At 60.2% G+C, this 19,566-nt stretch carries 20 protein-coding genes; 14 read left to right on the top strand and 6 right to left on the bottom strand.

Annotated features, from left to right (window positions below; genetic code table 11):
• Positions 1–325 precede the first annotated feature (325 nt).
• Positions 326–799: a hypothetical protein gene (locus O6Y00_RS04630; protein ID WP_353441432.1), complete on the top strand. Its 474-nt coding sequence runs from the start codon at positions 326–328 to the stop codon at positions 797–799.
• A 32-nt stretch (positions 800–831) separates the two neighbouring features.
• On the opposite strand, the gene O6Y00_RS04625 is transcribed toward O6Y00_RS04630, so the two are convergent.
• Together O6Y00_RS04625 and O6Y00_RS04620 are read right to left on the bottom strand one after the other, a co-directional pair.
• Positions 832–1,638 (bottom strand): toll/interleukin-1 receptor domain-containing protein, encoded by an 807-nt coding sequence (locus tag O6Y00_RS04625; protein ID WP_353441431.1) that lies wholly within the window; start codon positions 1,636–1,638, stop codon positions 832–834.
• An 86-nt stretch (positions 1,639–1,724) separates the two neighbouring features.
• On the bottom strand, positions 1,725–2,903 hold the full coding sequence (locus O6Y00_RS04620; RefSeq protein WP_353441430.1) for a hypothetical protein: 1,179 nt from the start codon (positions 2,901–2,903) through the stop codon (positions 1,725–1,727).
• 147 nt (positions 2,904–3,050) lie between these two features.
• On the opposite strand from O6Y00_RS04620, the gene O6Y00_RS04615 reads away from it, so the two are divergent.
• Positions 3,051–3,509, top strand: a complete 459-nt coding sequence (locus O6Y00_RS04615; RefSeq protein ID WP_353441429.1) for a helix-turn-helix domain-containing protein — start codon at positions 3,051–3,053, stop codon at positions 3,507–3,509.
• 49 nt (positions 3,510–3,558) lie between these two features.
• On the opposite strand, the gene O6Y00_RS04610 is transcribed toward O6Y00_RS04615, so the two are convergent.
• Entirely contained in the window at positions 3,559–5,736 is a 2,178-nt protein-coding gene (locus O6Y00_RS04610) for a hypothetical protein (RefSeq protein ID WP_353441428.1), read from the bottom strand.
• A 264-nt stretch (positions 5,737–6,000) separates the two neighbouring features.
• On the opposite strand from O6Y00_RS04610, the gene O6Y00_RS04605 reads away from it, so the two are divergent.
• The 10 genes from O6Y00_RS04605 (at position 6,001) to O6Y00_RS04560 (ending at position 14,168) form a co-directional block, all read left to right on the top strand.
• Positions 6,001–7,170 (top strand): hypothetical protein, encoded by a 1,170-nt coding sequence (locus O6Y00_RS04605; RefSeq protein WP_353441427.1) that lies wholly within the window; start codon positions 6,001–6,003, stop codon positions 7,168–7,170.
• A 391-nt stretch (positions 7,171–7,561) separates the two neighbouring features.
• Positions 7,562–7,825, top strand: coding sequence for a hypothetical protein (locus O6Y00_RS04600; protein ID WP_353441426.1), 264 nt, complete (start codon positions 7,562–7,564; stop codon positions 7,823–7,825).
• Positions 7,826–7,885: 60 nt separating this feature from the next.
• A complete protein-coding gene (locus O6Y00_RS04595) occupies positions 7,886–8,218 on the top strand; it encodes an ArsR/SmtB family transcription factor (protein ID WP_353441425.1) in 333 nt (110 codons plus the stop codon).
• An 11-nt stretch (positions 8,219–8,229) separates the two neighbouring features.
• The gene (gene arsC, locus O6Y00_RS04590; RefSeq protein WP_235529887.1) at positions 8,230–8,658 is read left to right on the top strand and encodes an arsenate reductase (glutaredoxin); all 429 of its coding nucleotides are present in this window, start codon (positions 8,230–8,232) and stop codon (positions 8,656–8,658) included.
• Positions 8,658–9,944, top strand: coding sequence for an arsenic transporter (locus O6Y00_RS04585; RefSeq protein ID WP_353441424.1), 1,287 nt, complete (start codon positions 8,658–8,660; stop codon positions 9,942–9,944). Before arsC ends, O6Y00_RS04585 begins: the two co-directional genes overlap by 1 nt.
• Positions 9,941–10,264 (top strand): YnfA family protein, encoded by a 324-nt coding sequence (locus O6Y00_RS04580; RefSeq protein WP_031393241.1) that lies wholly within the window; start codon positions 9,941–9,943, stop codon positions 10,262–10,264. Before O6Y00_RS04585 ends, O6Y00_RS04580 begins: the two co-directional genes overlap by 4 nt.
• Positions 10,264–11,022 (top strand): arsenical resistance protein ArsH, encoded by a 759-nt coding sequence (gene arsH, locus O6Y00_RS04575; protein ID WP_353441837.1) that lies wholly within the window; start codon positions 10,264–10,266, stop codon positions 11,020–11,022. Before O6Y00_RS04580 ends, arsH begins: the two co-directional genes overlap by 1 nt.
• A 451-nt stretch (positions 11,023–11,473) precedes the next feature.
• Positions 11,474–11,662 (top strand): hypothetical protein, encoded by a 189-nt coding sequence (locus O6Y00_RS04570; protein ID WP_353441423.1) that lies wholly within the window; start codon positions 11,474–11,476, stop codon positions 11,660–11,662.
• Positions 11,663–11,954: 292 nt separating this feature from the next.
• On the top strand, positions 11,955–12,818 hold the full coding sequence (locus tag O6Y00_RS04565; RefSeq protein ID WP_353441422.1) for a transporter: 864 nt from the start codon (positions 11,955–11,957) through the stop codon (positions 12,816–12,818).
• A 162-nt stretch (positions 12,819–12,980) separates the two neighbouring features.
• Positions 12,981–14,168 carry an aspartyl protease family protein gene (locus O6Y00_RS04560; RefSeq protein WP_353441421.1) on the top strand — a complete coding sequence of 396 codons (1,188 nt, stop codon included), beginning with the start codon at positions 12,981–12,983 and terminating at the stop codon, positions 14,166–14,168.
• On the opposite strand, the gene O6Y00_RS04555 is transcribed toward O6Y00_RS04560, so the two are convergent.
• The gene (locus O6Y00_RS04555) at positions 14,162–14,584 is read right to left on the bottom strand and encodes a MerR family transcriptional regulator (protein ID WP_353441420.1); all 423 of its coding nucleotides are present in this window, start codon (positions 14,582–14,584) and stop codon (positions 14,162–14,164) included. The genes O6Y00_RS04560 and O6Y00_RS04555 overlap by 7 nt on opposite strands.
• Before the next feature lie 75 nt (positions 14,585–14,659).
• On the opposite strand from O6Y00_RS04555, the gene O6Y00_RS04550 reads away from it, so the two are divergent.
• Positions 14,660–15,286 carry a cation diffusion facilitator family transporter gene (locus O6Y00_RS04550; protein WP_353441419.1) on the top strand — a complete coding sequence of 209 codons (627 nt, stop codon included), beginning with the start codon at positions 14,660–14,662 and terminating at the stop codon, positions 15,284–15,286.
• Positions 15,286–17,226, top strand: a complete 1,941-nt coding sequence (locus O6Y00_RS04545; protein ID WP_353441418.1) for an FTR1 family protein — start codon at positions 15,286–15,288, stop codon at positions 17,224–17,226. Before O6Y00_RS04550 ends, O6Y00_RS04545 begins: the two co-directional genes overlap by 1 nt.
• 551 nt (positions 17,227–17,777) lie before the next feature.
• Here O6Y00_RS04545 and O6Y00_RS04540 read toward each other — a convergent pair.
• Together O6Y00_RS04540 and O6Y00_RS04535 are read right to left on the bottom strand one after the other, a co-directional pair.
• On the bottom strand, positions 17,778–18,161 hold the full coding sequence (locus O6Y00_RS04540) for a DUF190 domain-containing protein (protein WP_353441417.1): 384 nt from the start codon (positions 18,159–18,161) through the stop codon (positions 17,778–17,780).
• Between the two features lie 26 nt (positions 18,162–18,187).
• Positions 18,188–19,546 carry a voltage-gated chloride channel family protein gene (locus O6Y00_RS04535; protein ID WP_055982128.1) on the bottom strand — a complete coding sequence of 453 codons (1,359 nt, stop codon included), beginning with the start codon at positions 19,544–19,546 and terminating at the stop codon, positions 18,188–18,190.
• Between the last annotated feature and the right edge of the window lie 20 nt (positions 19,547–19,566).

The raw sequence follows: 19,566 nt of genomic DNA, 5'->3' as shown, positions 1-19,566 counted from the left end.
AATTGTCGCCTCCTACGGTCTAATCAGCCGCAGATATCAAGATGAACAAGCGTCCGGCTTCGGCAAGCGCTTAGCGGCCCGCGAATGACCGGATGTGGGTCGCCCTCGGCAGTTCGGCCGCGGCAGCTGACGACCAGACCCGGTCGCTCAGATCGGCAGAGTTGAACGTCTGGTCCTGTTGGAAGCTGCTGATTGGGTCCATTGAAACGGACAGTCGTTAGGAGGGCTAGTCGAACCTCGGAAGTTTGCAGCGCCTCTGACAGATATAGCTGCCCGCGAGCCACGAATGGTTGAACGCATTCTCGCGCTGGCATAATTGGGACATATGCGCTTCTTTCATTTCACCTACGCCGCCGCCATTGATACGATAAGGAAAGAGGGTATTCGGCCGAGTACCATACAGGTGCCAAAGATTGGCCCGTCGCTCGCGCCTGTTGTTTCCCTCACAAATAATCCGGACCCCAGTCCGCTACTCTATAAGTCGCTTTGGGACGGCTCCGAATATTTCGGCGACGTATTGAAGGAATACCGGAAAAGCGATCCTGACGGCCCCATACCGCACGGTCCGAACACCGTCGCAAAGCGCATTGTTTTAGAAATTCCAGAAGAAGACCTGAATATTTATCCGATGATTTTTCCAGACATCGCGCCTCTTGGATTCCCCGACCAAGATAGCATTAACGAATTTATGACCCTCGGTGGGGGCGAGCAGGCAAACTGGTGCGTGTACTATGGTATTCTGCCACCAGAATACATCGTTGACGTCGAAGACGTCGACCGCGCGTCTCTGTCAATCTAGAAAGACAAGTATGGGGTTATAGCCAGACCCTATCAAGCCTTGACTATATTATCTTCACTTAGATCGATTTCGTACATGGTGTCTGGCGTACCTGCGCGCAATCGAGTTGGAACTCGATTGAATATGATAAACATGCTCATCGTTGGGGACGCTGTCTCACCTTCGCCCGGCCCCCGAAGGAACCATTCAGGCCGTTCACGATCCGGTCCCTCTACAAATCTCACTGTACCAATCCGTGGAATCCTTCCGGCAGGTCGCACGAGCGCACCAAACATGTAATCTTTCTCATTTAAGAGAATTGCAGCTAGGCAGGGGTTCCAGAGACCAGATCTCGGCCTAATCTCGACAATCAATGGATAATAACCCTGATTCCAATGTAGCTTGATAGCAATGGGAGAAATAATTTTTGAAGCTATGCTCGGTTGAACGCCTTCGACACCTGAGCGCACGCGTTCAAGCCAATCTTGTGCTTCAATATTCACATAAAGGCGCGTCGAAATCGCGGCTGGCAAAAGCGCTTTATCCACCGGCTCAACAAATATGCCAATCAGTGGAAAGGAGCTTCCTCGTGACGTGAGCGCCCGTTGAAGAGCGTAATTCAGCTCCTCTCGGCAGGGTTCACTTTCCAGGCTGTGTTTTGAAACGACCAAAGCCCAAGCATCTGAATTAACGGGATTGGTAATTCCTTGGTCAATCTGATCCCACAAACGCTGCCCCGTGAGCAGTTGGCGGCGATCATAGCGCACATCCAATCCGGCACCTTCAAGCTCTTGAAGAAGGTAGTCAACATCGAGATCTTCATTATCTTTCCAGGCGTACGTGACCCACAATTTTTTCAAAACTAATCCTTCATGCCGGAGGCGTCGAACGGCTTCATCTGATCGAGTGCGTCTTTGTGCGCTATGCGATATAGTCGGCAAAGGGCTCAGAACTCCACGCGGTCCACCTTCATCCGGTCCGTGTACCCGACGAGATACATGGAGCCGTAGAAGTTGAGCAGGTCCGGCCGGTCCGAGTATTCGACGCGCTTCCCAACTTGCCCGGCCATCTGCTCTATCGCCTCGATGCTGGCCTCGATCTCGCCTGGCGGGCGACTAAGGCGGTTCCCCAGCGTCGCCGCAAGTCGTTCGATCCGCTCGACCGGCCGGGGGTGCGTGTCGCTTGCCGAGAACCGGCCCAGCATCCCGGCGGCTGCGCTCGTCTCCAGGAATTGCAGGAACAGCAGCACGTCGAACGCGCCACGCGCGACCGCCTCCCGTGCAGCATGGTCTGGGCCGGCCGCCAGCACTGCGCGGCTGTCGGCGGCGTACTCGCACTCATGCGAGTAGGTCTTGATGTCGCCACTGGCATCGCCAGCATCGAGATGGCCTTCCAGCAGGTGCGCGAACTCATGCCCGAACGTGAACTCCATCTGGGTCGCAGTCCGCAACTGGATTTCCCGCTCGACGCGCGGGGGAAGCACCGCGCGAGGATCCAAATCGAAATCGAAGGACTCGCTGCCGCGCATTATGCGCAGCGCGATCAGGGCGGCATCGACACAGTCGCCCGGCCCGACCCCGGAATAAGGCCCGTACATCGCGATATTCATGAAATAGTAGAAGCTGCGCAGGTTTTCCGCGACCATGACCACGTCGCCAAGGAGGGTTTTGCGGGCGACAGCATTGGCCTCGTTGATCGGTGCCAGGCCATATGGGATGGCCTTGACGATGCGCTGCTGGGCCCGGCCAAGCCGGGCGATGTAGCGCTTCGCCTCGCTATTCTGCGAGTTGTAGTAGTCGGTCAGGGTCCACCGCCTCCCGCGCGCCTCGAACCTCGCGCGTCGGTCGCGAAAGGTGCGGATCGCGCGCGTCGAGGCCGCGATCGCCTCGAGGCGGACGCGAAGAAGATAGTCGTGCGGGGTGCGAAGGTCGCGCATCCTGATGACCTCGTGCTTCGCCCCATAAGCTAGGTCGAGGTTCTCCTTTTCCGTGAGGTCCGGGTCCATCCGGATCACCCCGGTATAGTGGTAGTGAGTCCCGTCCCCGTTATCAACGATCACGCCCTGCGCCGCACGCCTTGAGCCAGGAACCAGGTCGAGGAACCGGCGCACCTCCTCCTTGGTCATGGAGCGGTTCCCAGCCAAGGGCGGTCGATCCTCCAACGCGTCTTCCTCGATTGATGTGCAGCGCCCGGTTCCCGTGCGGGCCGGGACAAAGGCGGAAGCCGCTGCTCTATATGGTCCCGGGACAAAGATAGGATGGCGAATCGCAAAATGAAAATGACCGGCGAGGCGAGCATGAAGATCACCGGGAGGGCCGAGGCCTTGCTCGCGCTCACGCTCCTCTTTCCCGACGGCGCCTATCCGGGCGTCGCCGTCCGCACGGCGATCGTCGGCGAGAAGTTGGGACTGCTGGACCGCGTCGTGGACGAAAGCGACACGGCCACGTTCGTCTCCGTGGCGACTTGCCTGAGCTTGGCGGACGCGACCGATGCGCGATCCGCCGGCTGGATTGCTCGCGAGATACTTGCGCCGCGGAACAGCTACGCGTCGATCAAGGGCGACCTGCGTCGAAGCATGACGCGGGATTATCTTTCGGATGGCACCTTAAGTATCGAAAGCCTCTCGGCTGCGCTGAGCTATAGCGAACCGAGCGACTTCTACCGCGCCTTTAGGAAGTGGCACGGGACGACACCTCGTAGTTCCCCGGGAGCGCGGCCGACGCCGCAGTAGCGCGCGGATGTCGAGACCTAGCCAGGAAGGCCTGCGATTGTCCCAGGTCTCACGGCGTCGCCTCGCTGGCGTCAACTTCGAAGAAGAGCCCTGACGCGACACCTTCGCCTTCGGTGCCAACGTTTTCCACGTGCTGATCCCAGGCGATGCCGCGGTAGTAGGGCAAGGCAGGCGTCGGATTGGCTGATGCCGTGTCGAGGACGAACACGAACAAGCGCTCATCTGGATGGCTTTCGAGCAGTTCTGTGAAATGTCCGCGGGCAAGTGCGATACGGTCTGCCGAGGACATCCTTCCCATGGCGATACACGCAAAGGCGGATGGACGAAGTTGATGCGGAGCCTGCATCAGGAGGCCCTCCCGAGGGTATTGTCCCGGTAGTCGCCGAACCTTGCGGCGTAGCTTCCGGACATCCTCCTCGAAACGCTTCTGCGAAAGCAAGGGGATGTTCAGAAGGTCGTAGACCATGTCTGTCCAGCCAGGCACCCTTCGCTCCTCGCGCTCCCGGATCAGCTTATCCCACCATGCAGTCGTCCGCTTTGGCAGCTTTACCGTCGCATCATAGTGAGAGGAACCCTTTTGGTAGAAGCGCAGAAAATCGGACAAGCCATAGAGCGCTACCGGGCTGCGATCTTCGACATCATTCCAGAGACGCACGAACCCGGTGCGGAGGTAATGGGCGATGAGGTCCAATTCGTCTGCGATGAACTCGAAGTCCCGTTCGAGTTCATTGCGGCGAAGGAGAAAGTGGAGGCAATGCCCCTCGCTGCCCAAGAGGTCCCTCACTTGCCAAAGGTCTCCGATCGTAAGGATCGGCATCGGCATGCCGCCAGCGCGCTCGATCCGCGCCCGCAGATGCCCCTCTAGGCCAAAGCTGGCCATCGTCACGCGTTCGAGAGAGACCCCAAAACGCACGACATGGCGGACGTCATCGAGACGCAGCCTAACCGTTCGCCCGTCGGCACGTAGCTCGATGGCCTCGCGTTTCTGGTCGCGGAGCGCTTGCTCGAGCCTCCAACTTTGCACAGCGGCTTCGACCGCGATGTCGTCAAAATCGCGCAACCACTTGTTGCTTCCACGCCTGCCGGTCATTGAGAGGGCATCGCCCTTAGCCTCGAAGATCAAGACTAGCCCATCTATCAGGGCTATAGCGTCGGTCTCGAATTCCTTGCCGACGGCGTCATCCCATTTAACGGATCGCAGTACCTCCGCGTGCGGCAGCATTTGCTTAAGGGCTTCGACGAGCATGTCTTCCAGCGCGGTCCCGCGCGCCTTGCCAACCAATTCTCCTGGCCGTTCGGAGATGTCGCTTGCGAGTTCCGCCATGATATCGAACTGCGACGAGAGCAGCGTTCCCGGGGAGAAGCAGAACCATCGCCCCTGATGCTTTACGAACGGTCGCCTCCAAATCGGATTGTCGAGGTGCAGGTGCGCGGGGTCAGCGTCGCGCAACTCGCCCTCAGCCATCGACAGCCTGTCCAGAAGCTTCGCCAAAGTGGCGACGCCGACATCGGGGATCGCCGGCGAGAGAATAGTCGGATCGATTTCGTATGGTTTCGTCCAAGCAGGGTCGAATCTCTCGATGTTGCCAGCCAGCCATTCCGGGATGACAGCCTTCAGGTTGCTTGAATTCAGCGCAGCCTGAACAGCCACGGCGAATGCCATGCTGATCATCGACGCTTGCCCGAGCGTCAGTCCGAGTGAGGGAAGCTCGACCCGTTCCAGATTTCTGGCCACCCGACGGAATATCTGCGCGGCGTGGTGCGCATAGAAGGTGTGTCGGACCAGCAACGTCTGCATGCGACGGCGGGAAAGTACCTGCCCCTTTTCATCCGTCGGCGGCTTCGCAGTTTGGTCGAGAAAAAGATGAAGGTCGGCTGTCACTGCCCCCATAAAATTCTCCGCCGCTGCGGAGGTAAGTGCTTCGCCTGGAAACGCGGACCGTAGAAGCTGTGCTTGTGCCAGTTCGACTGCCGCGATGCCTATCCGCTGAGGTGGCTCTTGTAGCGTGGTCATATGCTCAATCGCGGCCAGCAACGTGAGCAGTTCCAGAGAATCTAGTCGATCCCCCTCCTCAGCGAGTGTCTCGACTGCCGCTTTGTAAAGGCGATTTGTCTCGTTCTGATCGAAACTGGGAGAATGATCCGCTCCGTAGGCCTCGCTTGAGGGAATTCCACGTATCGTGGTCATTTGATCGAGGGTGAGTGGTTTCTGAATTCGCTTGACCATGTTGGTGTACTATCGCTGCTTCGAGGCCGACGCCAATTTGTAGCCGCAAATCTCGCCGGCCTTTAACCCACCTGCAAGACTCGTCCGGTTTTACGTCCGGATGCGACCAGACGCATCTCTCAGCTTGCACGATCATCGGGGATCATAATGACCGGTTTCTCCATCGACCTCGCCGCCGATCGCATCATCGACCCGCGCACGCGCGACTATTTCGCCGAAGTGTCGCGGTCCTACTCGAACGAATGCTACCGAAGCAGCCTGGTGATGCTGTGGACGGTGGTCGTGTGCGACCTCGTCTACAAGCTGCAGACGCTGCGCGACCTTTACGGCGATGCCTCGGCCGGCACGCTGCTCACGGACGTCGAGTCCAAGCGGGTCGTTAATCCGACTAGCTCGGATTGGGAGGTGTTCCTGTTAGAGGAGGTCTTGAAGCGTACCAAGATGCTCGAGGTCTCCGAGCATGCCCAGCTCAAGCATCTCCAGCAGCTCCGCCATCTGTCGGCCCATCCCGTGCTCTCGGGCACCGATCTCCTATTCCGGCCGACCAAGGAGGATGCGCGCGCGCAGATCCGCATGGCGCTCGAAGCGCTGTTGATGAAGCCCGCGCTATTCTCCAAAAAGATCGTAGATACGCTCGTCACCGACATCGCCACCAACAAGGCGGTATTGATCTCGCGCGACAAGCTCAAAGCTTATCTTGAGGCGCGCTATCTCCCCAACATGCCGCTCGCAACCGAGCGCGAGCTGTTCCGCGCGCTGTGGAAATTCACGTTCAAGCTCAACAATCCCGACACCCAAGCCAACCGGCAGATCAACCTCGACACCCTGTCCATCCTCTATGGGCGCAACGCGGCCGCAATGCGCGCGATGATCGACGCGGAGCGAACCGCCTTCAGCAACGTCGGCCCGGCCGCCGAACCGCTCGATGCGCTCGTTGCCTTCATCATCGAGCATTCCGAGTTGTACGGCTCGCTCGATCCGTCCGGGCAGATCCTCGTCGACGGCCGCCTGGAGGCCGATGTCAATCTGCGTGTACGCGGTCGGTTCAAGGCGGCAGACATGGCAGCCCATTTGACGTCGCTACTCGCCGAAGAGGCAAAGGACCTCGCCAAGATGAGCAAAGAAGTCTGGCTCGAATTGCTGGCCGACGCGGAAAACGAAGGCCAAACCGACGGAGCCGTCCGCATTGGCGTGAAGATCTATGGCGCGAGCGGAAGCTACGACGCCGCGGACAGTCGGTTCAGCAAATTCATAGAGCCCTCGCTCGCCAAACTGAACGCAGCGACGCTCACCGAACTGCTCGATCTGATTGAGGGCAACCAGGAGACATACGGCCGCGGGCGTGCAGGCTATGATCACCCCAAGATCGAGACCGTAGCCGGGCTGCTTGGCGTCAACACCACGGGCTACACATCATATACCAAGTCTCTCTGACCTGACTTCCGGCGGATCTCGAGCGGCGGCAATCGGCTAGCGTTGATCGTTCAATGAGCCAAGGTGGCCGAACGCGCCAATGTCGGCTTTTGTCGGAAGCCGACATTTGAAAACCGACGGGAATGACGGGATTGTCACAATTCTCGCCATTCCACGCGGTGCCGTCGGCGCAGATGTGCCTACATGAACAAACGGCCGGAGTCGGGAATACGGAATTGGCCGGTGAATGGCCGAAAGTGGGTCACGGAGGCGCGGCAGCTGGCGACCAACTCAAGCCGTTCGTAAAGCGAGTTACGAACGGCGGCTCCGGACGGAACCCGTCATTCGACGAGGCCAACAGGATGATCGGCGCTCGCCCATATTTGCGATAGAGCGCGACTGGTAACTGGTCTTGAACGCCGCCATTCCTGAGGTCACTTGGCACCAGCATCAGGCCGACTGGCGATGGGTCATTGCCGACGGGCAGCTATCGGGCACCTCTGTGCGGATAGCTGACGTACGTGGCCTTTCCTGCACATTGTTTTCCGAACCGGTTGATGAACATTGGCCCGCGGCAAGGGCCGGCTCGGGCCGGTCGTATGCCAATGGTTCGGAAAACGGCCGTTTTCTGCACACCGCTGTCATCAGCCGATTCTCAAAAGGGATCGTAAATTGAGAAGGTTGGCCTCGGAAATCTCGAACTAGCCAAGTCTGACATATCCTCTATGCTGGATATATGGAAAACGATTCGGCCATTGGTGCACTTAGCGCTCTCGCACAAGGGACACGCCTCGACGTGTTTCGCCTACTGGTCCGGCACGAACCAGATGGAATGGCAGCGGGCGAAATCGCCCGTCAGCTCGACGTCCCGCAAAACACTATGTCAGCGCACCTTGGCATTCTCGCGCGTGCCGGCATCGTCCGTTTCGAACGACATAGCCGCTCGATCGTCTACCGCGCCGATCTGGACGGGCTGCGCGCACTGACCCTGTTCCTCGTCAAAGACTGCTGCGCCGGCTCACCCGAACTATGTGCGCCACTCCTAGCCGAACTCACCCCATGCTGCTGAAAGGACGTCCCGTGGCCGTCGATATCGTGATCTATCACAACCCCGAATGCGGCACGTCGCGCAACACGCTGGCGATGATCCGCAATGCCGGCATCGAGCCGCATGTGGTCGAATATCTGAAGACACCGCCTGCGCGCGCGCTGCTGGTCGAGCTGATCGATCGCGCCGGGATCACGCCCCGCGATCTGCTGCGTGAGAAGGGGACTCCTTATGCGGAGTTGGGCCTGGGCGACACGTCGCTGTCCGACGAAGCGCTGGTGGACGCGATGATGGCGCATCCGGTCCTGATCAACCGGCCGCTCGTCGTCTCGCCGCTTGGCGTGAAACTGTGTCGTCCGTCCGAAGCGGTCCTCGATCTACTGCCGGAGTCGCAACAGGGTGCGTTTGCCAAGGAGGACGGCGAACAGGTCGTGGACGCCTCGGGCCAGCGCGTCGCCTGATGTTGCTCGCGCTCGCTATCTTCGTCGCCACGATCGCGCTCGTCATCTGGCAACCGAAGGGCCTTGGCATCGGGTGGAGCGCGATGGGCGGCGCGGCGATCGCGCTGCTCGTCGGGGTCGTCTCGCTCTCCGACGTGCCGGTGGTGTGGGGCATCGTCTGGAACGCGACCGCGACGTTCGTCGCGATCATCATCGTCAGCCTGTTGCTCGATGAAGCCGGGTTCTTCGAATGGGCGGCGCTCCACGTCGCGCGCTGGGGCGGGGGGCATGGTCGCCGACTGTTCGTGCTGATCGTGCTGCTCGGCGCGGCGGTATCGGCGTTGTTCGCCAATGATGGCGCGGCCCTGATCCTGACGCCGATCGTCATCGCGATGCTGCGTGCCCTGGGATACAAGGACAAGGCGACGCTGGCGTTCGTCATGGCAGCGGGGTTCATCGCTGATACCGCCAGTCTGCCGCTGATCGTCTCCAACCTCGTCAACATTGTGTCGGCCGACTTCTTCCGGATCGGCTTTGCCGATTATGCCTCGGTGATGGTGCCGGTCGATCTGGCGTCGATCGCCGCGACGCTGATAGCGCTGCTGCTATTCTTCCGCCGTGACATACCGGCGAATTACGATGTGGCGCAACTCCGCACGCCCGGTGATGCGATCCGCGACCGTGCCACGTTCAAGGCGGGCTGGGTCGTTCTTGCTCTACTGCTTGCCGGCTTCTTTCTGCTCGAACCCATCGGCGTACCGGTCAGCGCCGTTGCCGCTGTGGGCGCGGTCCTCCTGCTTATCATCGCCTCGCGCGGCCACGTCATCCAGACGCGCAAGGTGCTGGCCGGTGCCCCGTGGCAGGTCGTGATCTTTTCGCTCGGCATGTACCTGGTCGTCTACGGCCTGCGGAATGCTGGCCTGACCGATCACCTTGCCAGCCTGCTCGATCGCACTGCGCAAGGCGGCGTGTGGGGCGCGGCGTTCGGGACCGGGATCATCGCCGCGCTGCTGTCGTCGGTGATGAACAACATGCCGACCGTACTTGTGGGGGCGCTGTCGATCGACGCGACGCACGCCACAGGCGCGATCAAGGAAGCGATGATCTACGCCAATGTGATCGGGTGCGACCTCGGCCCCAAGATCACGCCGATTGGCTCGCTTGCGACGCTGCTCTGGCTGCACGTCCTTGGGCAGAAGGGCATCCGGATCGGCTGGGGCTATTACTTCAAGGTTGGCGTGACGCTAACGATCCCGGTGCTGCTGGTGACGCTCGCGGCACTCGCGATCAGGATCAGTATGGTATGACGGCACTCGTCTACCTTGCCGCGTCGCTTGCGGAAATCGCAGGGTGCTTTGCCTTTTGGGCATGGTTGCGGCTGGACAAATCGCCTCTGTGGCTGGCTCCGGGCGTGGTCTCACTTATGCTGTTCGCCTGGCTACTGACACGCGTGGATAGCGACGCAGCGGGGAGGGCCTATGCTGCCTATGGCGGCGTCTACATCTGCGCATCGCTGATCTGGCTGTGGGCTGTCGAAGGGGTAAGGCCCGATCGTTGGGACGCTGGTGGAGCGGCGCTCTGCCTGATCGGCACCTGTATTATTCTGCTTGGCCCAAGGACCGCCTGATGCCGCTTCGCACCCTCTCTGGCCCCGATCATCTACCTGCCCTTGATCGGCGCTATGCGCTCGATCGTCCTGCCCTTGGGCTTGGCGCTGGTGATCCACCTCCGCGCATTCTGTTGCTCTATGGCTCCCTGCGGGAGCGGTCCTTCTCGCGGCTTTGCGTCGAAGAAGCTGCTCGCCTGCTGCAATTCTTCGGCTGCGAAACGCGGATCTTCGATCCTTCCATCATGCCGCTACCCGATCAGGTGACGGGGGACGATCACCCGGCTGTCCACGAGTTGCGCGAACTGTCGATGTGGTCGGAAGGGCATGTGTGGTGCAGCCCTGAACGACACGGCCAGATTACCGGCATAATGAAGCTGCAAGTCGATCACCTGCCGCTGTCGATGGGCGGAATGCGCCCAACGCAGGGCCGCACGCTCGCCGTCATGCAGGTGTCAGCCGGATCGCAGTCGTTCAACAGCGTGAACACCCTGCGCGTCCTCGGCCGGTGGATGCGAATGGTGACGATCCCCAACCAATCCAGCGTAGCAAAGGCGTTTGCGGAGTTTGACGACGCCGGCCGCATGAAGCCGTCCAGCTATTACGATCGGATCGTGGATGTAATGGAGGAATTGGTGCGCTTCACGGTCCTGCTACGCCCGCACACCACGCAGCTCGTCGATCGCTATTCCGAGCGGAAGGAGGCAGGCGTGCCGATCGATAGCGCCACGGACCTTTCGAGCATCGCAACCTCGCCAACGTACCGGAAAGGCGAGTAAAGTCCTCTTAGTGTGGCGAACCGCTCCTGCGACATTGTGCATCACTGAGTGTGCTTCTAGATGCATCCAATGAAACGCCGGGCTCGCCCATTCTCCAAGATATTGCATTCCATGGCGTTTTTCGTCCTGGCAGTGATGTTGCTGGTCCGGCTTGGCCCGCTCTGCGAGACGGTGGCGATGGCCGCGCCTCCGGCTGCGTCTGCGATGATGGACTGCGCCAGCAAATCAGCAGGCGCTCCCATCAAAAAGGCGCCTGCGTCGGCCTGCGCCATACCGTGCGTTGCAGTTGCCGGCGAAACCGTCGAGCATATCGAGCTGGTTCCGTCCTCCCGTCTATCGCCTTGGCCGGCTCCACAGACCGGCCTTTTGGGCATGGCATACGCTCCGGCAACACCCCCTCCGCAAACCGTGTGACGTCGAACACCATCACACGTAAATTTCGGAGAATATCATGACCAAGTTCAAGCTCATCAGCGCTGCCTTCGCCCTCACCCTGTCGACTGGCGCATTCGCCGCTGTCGCCAATTGCTGCGCCGACATGGCGTGCTGCAAGGACGGTGCGGACTGCTGCAAGGATGGCGCAAAAGCCAAGGCTGCTGACTGCTGCGATCATGCCAACGGCGGTATGAAGCACGGCTAAAAGCTGGATAGGGGCGGGCAACCGCCCCTATTTCTTAGTCTACGTTATCCGCCGCGGCACCCCGTCCCCGCCACGGTCGCTGCGTTGAGCGAAGAGTTATCGCAAAGCTCAGGTTCGCCCCGATTACATCCATCGTTCGTCCATCTCGCGTGCGATCACCGCCAGAGCCTGCCTGGCCTTGATACGCCGATAAAGCTCGGCGTCGTCATCATCGGCCCAAGGCGTTCGTTATCACCGACAAACCCTGCCTCGCGCATAAACCCAAGGTGCCGATCTTGACCCCTTGCTGGCCATGTCACAGCAAGCAGATCTCCTGTCGTCGAAAGCCAATCTGCTAATGCCACGCTCGTCGCTACCATCTCTGGTTGGAACCCTGACCTTCGGCATCGCCATCATCATGTCTACGGCGCCAGCGAGTGCTCAGACTGACGAGGATTATATCAACGCCGATCGACCAGGAATTGCGGACGGCAGCACGACCGTGGGCCTTGGCCATTTCCAGATCGAGACAGCTATCCAAACCGAGTTCCGCCATGATGGCGAGGAACATGATCGCACAATGTTTTTCCCGACGTTGCTCCGGTACGGCTTCGCTGACAAAGTAGAGGTCCGCGTGGAGGGAAACACGTATTCCTGGATGCGGCAGAAAGATCCTTCTAGCACATCGCATAGCGACGGTTTCGCTCCGACATCAATTGGTCTCAAATACAATTTTGCCGAGGCACCTGAGGGATCGAAGCAGGTTTCGATTGGCGCTATCGCACGCGTCTTTCCGCCGTCCGGATCAGGTGAGTTCCGCAATACTCGAACAACTGGCGATTTCAGGCTAGCCGCTGACTGGGGGTTTGCCGACAAGTGGTCGTTAAACCCCAATATCGGTATCGGCGTGTTTCAGGACGACACGAACCGTACTTATACGGCGGGGCTCTTTGCTGCCACGCTTAACTTCAACCCAAGCAAGACGATTAACTTCTTCGCAGATACAGGCATCCAGGCGCCCGAAGAAAAAGGCGGAAAGGCCTCAGTCATTGTTGATGGGGGCATGGCTTACATAATCGGGCACGATATCCAGCTTGATGTCAGTGTCGGCACCGGTATCGCTGGCTCCACGCCACCGCATCCATTTGTAACTGCCGGGTTTTCGAAGCGCTTCTAGGATCGTGTGCAAAGCCGTTCGTTTTAAAGATAGATGCCGAAGGCCTTGCTCCTCCAGTGGCTATAGCTTGTATGCGATATTCGCGCCTTTCGATCGCGAAGGGTCGGAGATAGCTTTGTGCCGCGACCCCCGTTGCAAATCACCCCCGTGTCTCGACGTTCGATGATGGCTCACCTGGTAGGATTCGGAGCGGCTGCGGCTGTCAGTAAAGGCGCCTTAGCAGCGGTAACTCCGAAGCCTGTTGGGAAGTGGGATTTTGGCCCGCTCGTGCTCGATTGGAAACCTTTGGAGGTTGCAACCGGCGACACGCTGCTGGTGGACGCCCAAGTAGGAGGCTCGCCCGTCAAAGCTGTGCTGGATAGTGGGAGCGGCGCATCCATCATTGATCTGTCGCTAGCTCAAGCCCTTGGCATAGAGAACGGTGAACGACGCACAATAAGCGGCTTGGGTGGGAAAGCGCCTGTTCGCCTGATCCATGATGTCGATGTGCAGCTAGGAGATCGGACACGCCGTTTGCCGTTTGCCGTGGTTGCCGACCTGAGCACGTTGTCTGCCGCCTTCGGAAGGCGGATAAATATGCTGCTCGGTGCCGACATGTTCGTCGAAAACTGCATAGCTCTCGACTTCGGCAGGCGGCAATTTGCGTTTGCGCCTACGGGCAGTTTCCTCGGGGGCGGGGAGTGGACAGCCATCGCATTGGGCCGCGGCGCAAAACAAGAGCTGTACGTTTCTGCATCGATCGCGGGATCAAGGCCGGTGCCGGTCATGATTGATCTCGGCAGCTCAGCGGCGCTCATGTTGTCATCGAGCTATGTCGATACGTTAGGTTTGACCAAAGAACGAGCGACGTCAACCGCCGCGCTGGGAGGGGTGGAAGGCATTGCTACCGTCGATGTTTTCACGACTCCGACGCTGAGCCTCGGCGGGCTCTCGGCTCAGGACATCCCCACCTTGGGAAACCGAAACTGGCTTCCAACCAGCACAGTAGGGAATATCGGACTGCCACTGATCGGCCAATTCGATGCAATATTTGATGTGACCGCCGGGTTCGTCTGGCTCCGTCCGCCTGCCGCCCGGCGTCCTCTTGCCATGTTGAAGGACCGGAGCGGGCTCGGGCTAGCTACATCCGCAACGGCACTCACAGTAGTTCATGTGGCAGCGAACAGCCCGGCGAAAAAGGGCGGCTGGGCGATTGGGGAGCGCATCGTCAGGGTCAACGGCCACGGGATCAATGCTGACTATACTCACGGGGATCTCTGGCGCTGGCGTTTCGGCCCGACCGGCACGCTCATCACGCTCGAAACGACTGTGGGAGAGCATCGCACACTGCGGCTCGCCGATTACTACTGAGCGCCTGGAGCGTGCGTCTCGGCAATGGCCTGAATGATTCGACAATTCGCGATCTGATCGTTGGTGCAGCTCTGGCTGAGAACCGCCAACTCGTCTCGCAACAAAGCGAGCTGTGCCAGTCGATTTTCCACGTCCTCAAGGTGTCGGCTCGCAATAGCAGAGGCAGCGCTGCAATCGTGGGAAGGGTTCTCCGTCAAGCCGATCAGCGATCGTATCTCTTCTATCGAGAAGCCGAGCCGTCGCCCGTTGCGGACGAACCTGAGCCGCTGCACGTCACCGACTCCATAAGTACGACGCCCGGATTCAGTGCGCGGCGGGACGGATAGAAGCCCGATCGTCTCATAAAACCGAATCGTCGTTACCTTCGTTCCGGTTTGTTGCGCGAGTTTGCCGATCATCAAGGGTGCGGTCGTCATAATTCACTCAACTAATGCGACAAGATCGCAGATTCTGCTTGATCCTATAGTTACTGTAGCATGTAGTAAAAGGGGATGACCTCTTCCGAACATGGCTGCGACTGCGCAGGCGAACCGGCCCGCGCCCAGACCGATCCCGCCTATCGTCACGCGCTGCTGATCGTCGTAGTGCTCAATCTAGGCTTCGGGATGGCCGAACTGTATGGCGGGTTCATGGCCGACAGCCAGGCGCTCAAAGCCGACTCGCTCGACTTTCTTGGCGACGGTTCAATCAGCTTCATCGGCCTACTGGCACTTGCCTGGTCGACGCGAGCGCGGGCGCGTGTTGCGCTGTCACAAGGACTGTTTCTAGGTACGCTGGGAGTAGGGGTGATTGCTTTCGCAATCTGGCGTGCCCTCAACGCGACCGCACCGGACGCCGAACTGATGGGGGCGATCGGCATTGTCGCGCTCGCGATCAACATCGTTTCGGCACTGGTGCTCGCCCGCTTCCGCGAGGGTGACGCTAATGTTCGCGCGATCTGGCTGTTCAGTCGCAACGACGCGCTCGCCAACGTGGCGGTGATCATCGCGGCAGGGCTTGTGGCATGGACCGGGAGTCCTTGGCCGGATCTCGCCGTGGCTGGCGTGATCGCTCTGCTGTTCCTCCACTCGGCTTATGAGATCATCACTGGCGCAAGGCGCGAGTTGAGAGAACGATAATGCGCCTGCTCACTACGGTACGGACGATCCTTTCGCTCCGCCTTCTCGCCACGCTTGCTGCGTTGCTGATCCCCCCCGCGGCAATGGCGGAACCCGGCGACGTGCAAACCGCATGGCGGCTACTCGACTATATGGCCGTCGATTATGGAGGGGCCGTTGCCGATGGCCGGATCAAGAGCGCGTCGGAATACGCCGAAATGAACGAGTTCGCCGCGTCGGTCTCTACGCGGCTTCATAGCCTGCCGACGAAGCCGGAACGGCAGGCCCTCATCCAGGGTTCCGCCAACCTCCAAGCAGTAATCGCCAGGAAGGGGTCTGCCGAACAGGTGGCAATACTGGCGCACAGGCTCGCGGCCGATCTTCTGCAGGCTTATCCAGTGCCGCTCGCGCCCGACAAGGCCCCGGACCTCGCTTCGGGGCACGCCTTGTTCCAGCAAACCTGCGCAGCCTGCCACGGCATGACGGGCGACGGGCATGGCCCCGATGCCGCCAAGCTCGCGACGCCCCCGATCGCGTTCACCGACGCCGTGCGCGCGCGCCAGCGGAGCGTTTTCGCCCTCTATCAGGTAGTGACGCAAGGAATTGACGGAACCGCGATGCAGAGCTTCGCGGATCGTCCGAACGATCAACGATGGGCTGCGGCCTTCCTCGCTGGAAGCTTCGCCTTCACCGACGAGCAGGCGCGTGAAGGCGAGCGGTTGTGGAAGTCCGACACGGCACTGCGGCAGCGTATACCGGACCTGAAAGCGTTGGTCGCGCTCACCCCGGCAACGCTCGCCTCTTCGATCGGAAAAGCCAAGGCTGATGCGGTCATGGCCTATCTGCGCCGTCATCCCGATCAGGTAGTGCGACAAGCGCCGGGCTCGCTTGCGGTCGCACGTTCCAAGCTCGCCGCAAGCGTCGCTGCGGCGCGGCGCGGCGACGCGCGCGGGGCGAGGGAGCTGGCCCTGTCTGCTTATCTCGACGGTTTCGAGCCGATCGAACCAACACTAACGGCGCGCGACGCTACCCTGATGGGCCGGATCGAAGGCACTATGGGCGAGTTTCGAGCCGCGATCGACCGCGGCGCCTCGCCTGACGATCTCGCGGAAAAGGTATCGGTGCTCGACGGACTCTTTGATGATGCGGAAGCGGCGCTGGCGCCTGATGCCGCTACGGAGGCGTCCACGTTCCTGGGCGCATTCATGATCCTGCTGCGTGAAGGCCTTGAAGCGCTGCTTATCGTGGTCGCCATGATCGCGTTCCTTCGCAAGGCGGAGCGCGGGGAAGCGCTGCGCTATGTTCATGGCGGTTGGATCAGCGCGCTTGTCGCGGGCGGGATCACGTGGGCTGTCGCCACCTATGCAATCGGAATCAGCGGCGCGAGCCGTGAACTGACCGAAGGGTTCGGGTCGCTGTTCGCGGCGATCGTGCTGCTTTCGGTAGGAGTTTGGATGCACGGCAAGGCACAAGCCGATCAGTGGCAACGCTATATCCGGGAGAAGATGTCGCGGGCGCTCACAGGCAGGTCGGGCTGGTTCCTATTTGGGCTCGCGTTTGTCGTGGTCTATCGCGAGGTCTTCGAGACGATCCTGTTCTATGCCGCCCTTTGGTCGCAGGGAAATGGCCCCGTGCTGCTAGCGGGCGCTACAACGGCTGTTCTCCTGCTTACGGTGATCGCCTGGGCCATGCTACGCTACAGCCGTACCCTGCCAATCACGCAGTTCTTCCGCTACAGCTCGTGGCTCATGGCCATCCTAACCGTTGTGCTCGCAGGCAAGGGGGTGTCCGCTCTCCAAGAGGCGGGCATCATCGACATAGCGCCGCTTCGCGATGTTCCGCGACTTTCGATGCTAGGCCTGTTCCCCACATGGCAATCCGTGCTGGCACAGCTCCTGATGGCGGTAGCTATAGCGATCGGGTTTGCCTGGAACCGGCGCGGCGAGCCGGGTTCAGACTAAGGTTCAGCTCGGCAAAATAGGGGTCACTGCACGAAAGTGCGCTTTGCGTACGCCAGGCCCGAACGAACAGCGAACGACACGGATCGGTGGTTAGGCGACAGGCAGATTTCGGGATGGTTGAAAGCTGTCTTTGAGCGGTGTCATAACCGTTCTAGGCTGTTGAAAAAGTTGCTTCGGCTCGGAAGAGGCGTCGGTCAGGGCAATATTCTTCTCGTATCATGCCTATCTTTGCAACTTCTTGTTAAAATTGGTCACCTCAACGCAGTCATATTACGCGCGAGGTCGTCGCACTGCCTGCTTGCCGAGTTTTTCAACAGTCTCGGTCGGTTGTGACGCCTGTCAGCGCCCCGGTTAGCGTTTCTGGCACAGCAGCGCGGCATGGCGAACCGACCGTTGAGCGTCTGGAGCAGTCCCGCTTCTCCATGTACAGCGGGTCATTTCGGGAAAACTCAATCGGGAACAGGTTTCGGGAAAAGCGTATCGACCCGCGCATCGGGCAGACCAATCCTGTCGTGACGGTCCTTCTGGAAGTTCCATTATGGGAACGCCGATCAGGCTCTGGTTCGCTCAGTTTCGCGCGTGATCGTCCAATGCTCCAATTGTTTGTAAATTATCACCTTGTTGCCGAGCAGATCGCCATGCCGGCGACAGAAAATGTTGAGCTGGTCACGTTCGCCGACCAGCTCGACGCAGATAGTCAGATGCGGATCGGCAATCTCCGATTCATTTTCCCGGATTGGGCCGCGATTGCTGAAGCCGTAATGCATGTTCTGCGCGACGGCGTTGATGATGCCGTCCGCCTTCGCGGTGCGGATCAGCTCGCGATAAAAAGGTTTCGCACCCCAGAAGCGACGTGGGCCGACCTTGTCAGACGGCTTCAAATAGATGCGCAGCATTCCAACCTCGCGGTGCTGGACGGTGAAACGATCAGGCATAATGGGCCTTTCGATAGGAAGCAGGATCAGACGCGCGAGCGACGGCGGGAAGCACGGTGCGTGCGGGCATCACGCAGGGTCGCATCGGGTGTGAGGCGCGCAGCAGGCACCTTGGGGACTGCGACGCGCTGCGACAGATAAATGCCGTTATGACCCGAGCAAAGGTAGGCGACGAAGCATGCGACCGCGATCGGCACAGCATAGGCCGCCCCGAACAATTCGATCCCCATGAACGTGCAGGCAAGCGGCGTGTTGGCCGCACCCGCGAACAGCGCAACGAAGCCGATCGCCGCGAATAACCCTGTCGACACCCCGAACATAGGCGCGAGTGCATTGCCGAGCGCCGCGCCGATGAAGAACAGCGGTGTCACCTCCCCGCCCTTGAAGCCGGTACTAAGGGTGACGACGGTGAAGAGCAGCTTCAGCGCCCAGCTCCACGGGTCCGTATTGGAGCCGAAGAAGCTGGCGATGGTCAGGCCATCCGGCGTCGCCGCTAGCGTGCCCAGACCGAGATAGTCCCGCGTGCCGAACAGCCAGACCAGTGCGATCACGGCCACGCCACCGATGACGGGTCGTAGTGGGCCATAAGGCACCATGCGCTTCAGCCATCCGCCCAGCGCATGATTGGCCTCTGCAAAAGCTAGTCCGACTAACCCGAATACGACGCCCGCGACGCCAACCTTGATGACGATTAGAGCGTCGACCGGCACTGTCGCATCGACATGGTAGATGCCGTGGTGAATGCCCCAGGCAAGACAGGTCCAGTCGCCGACCAGTGCCGCGACCAGGCACGGCACCAGCGCGCGATACTCGACCCGGCCAATCGCCAGCACCTCCAGCGCGAAGACCGCTCCCGCGATCGGCGTCCCGAACACTGCGCCGAACCCTGCCGCGATCCCGGTCATCAGCAGGATGCGCGTTGCTTGCGTATCCAGCTTGAGGGCGCGCCCGAACCCGCCGGAAAGACTGCCGCCCAATTGCACGGCGGTGCCTTCGCGCCCCGCCGATCCACCAAACAGATGTGTCACGACCGTGCCGAAGAAAATGAGCGGGGCCATGCGCAGCGGCACGCCGCCCCCCGGTTCGTGGATCTGCTCGACGATAAGATTGTTGCCACCTTCGACCGAGCGCCCTGTCAGATGGTAGAGCAGTCCGACCACGAACCCGCCGATCGGCAGCAGGTAGAGCAGCCAGGGAAAGGCGAAGCGAATCCGGGTTACGGCATCGAGGCTCCACAGGAAGGCTGCGCAGAGCGTTCCCACCGTTGCGGCCATCGGGACCAGGATCAAAGCCCACCGCAGCACCGACATGGCATGGGTGCGGCGATCGCGAATGAACGCTGCCATGTTGAACTGGTCGTAGAGATTGCGAAATGTCGCGCGCACGATTCCTCCTTGCTGCCTTA

The sequence above is a fragment of the Sphingomonas faeni genome, assembly GCF_040407565.1.
Lineage (GTDB): Bacteria > Pseudomonadota > Alphaproteobacteria > Sphingomonadales > Sphingomonadaceae > Sphingomonas > Sphingomonas faeni_F.
Note: the sequence above shows the minus strand (reverse complement) of the source record. Positions and strands in the feature narration are given on the sequence as shown.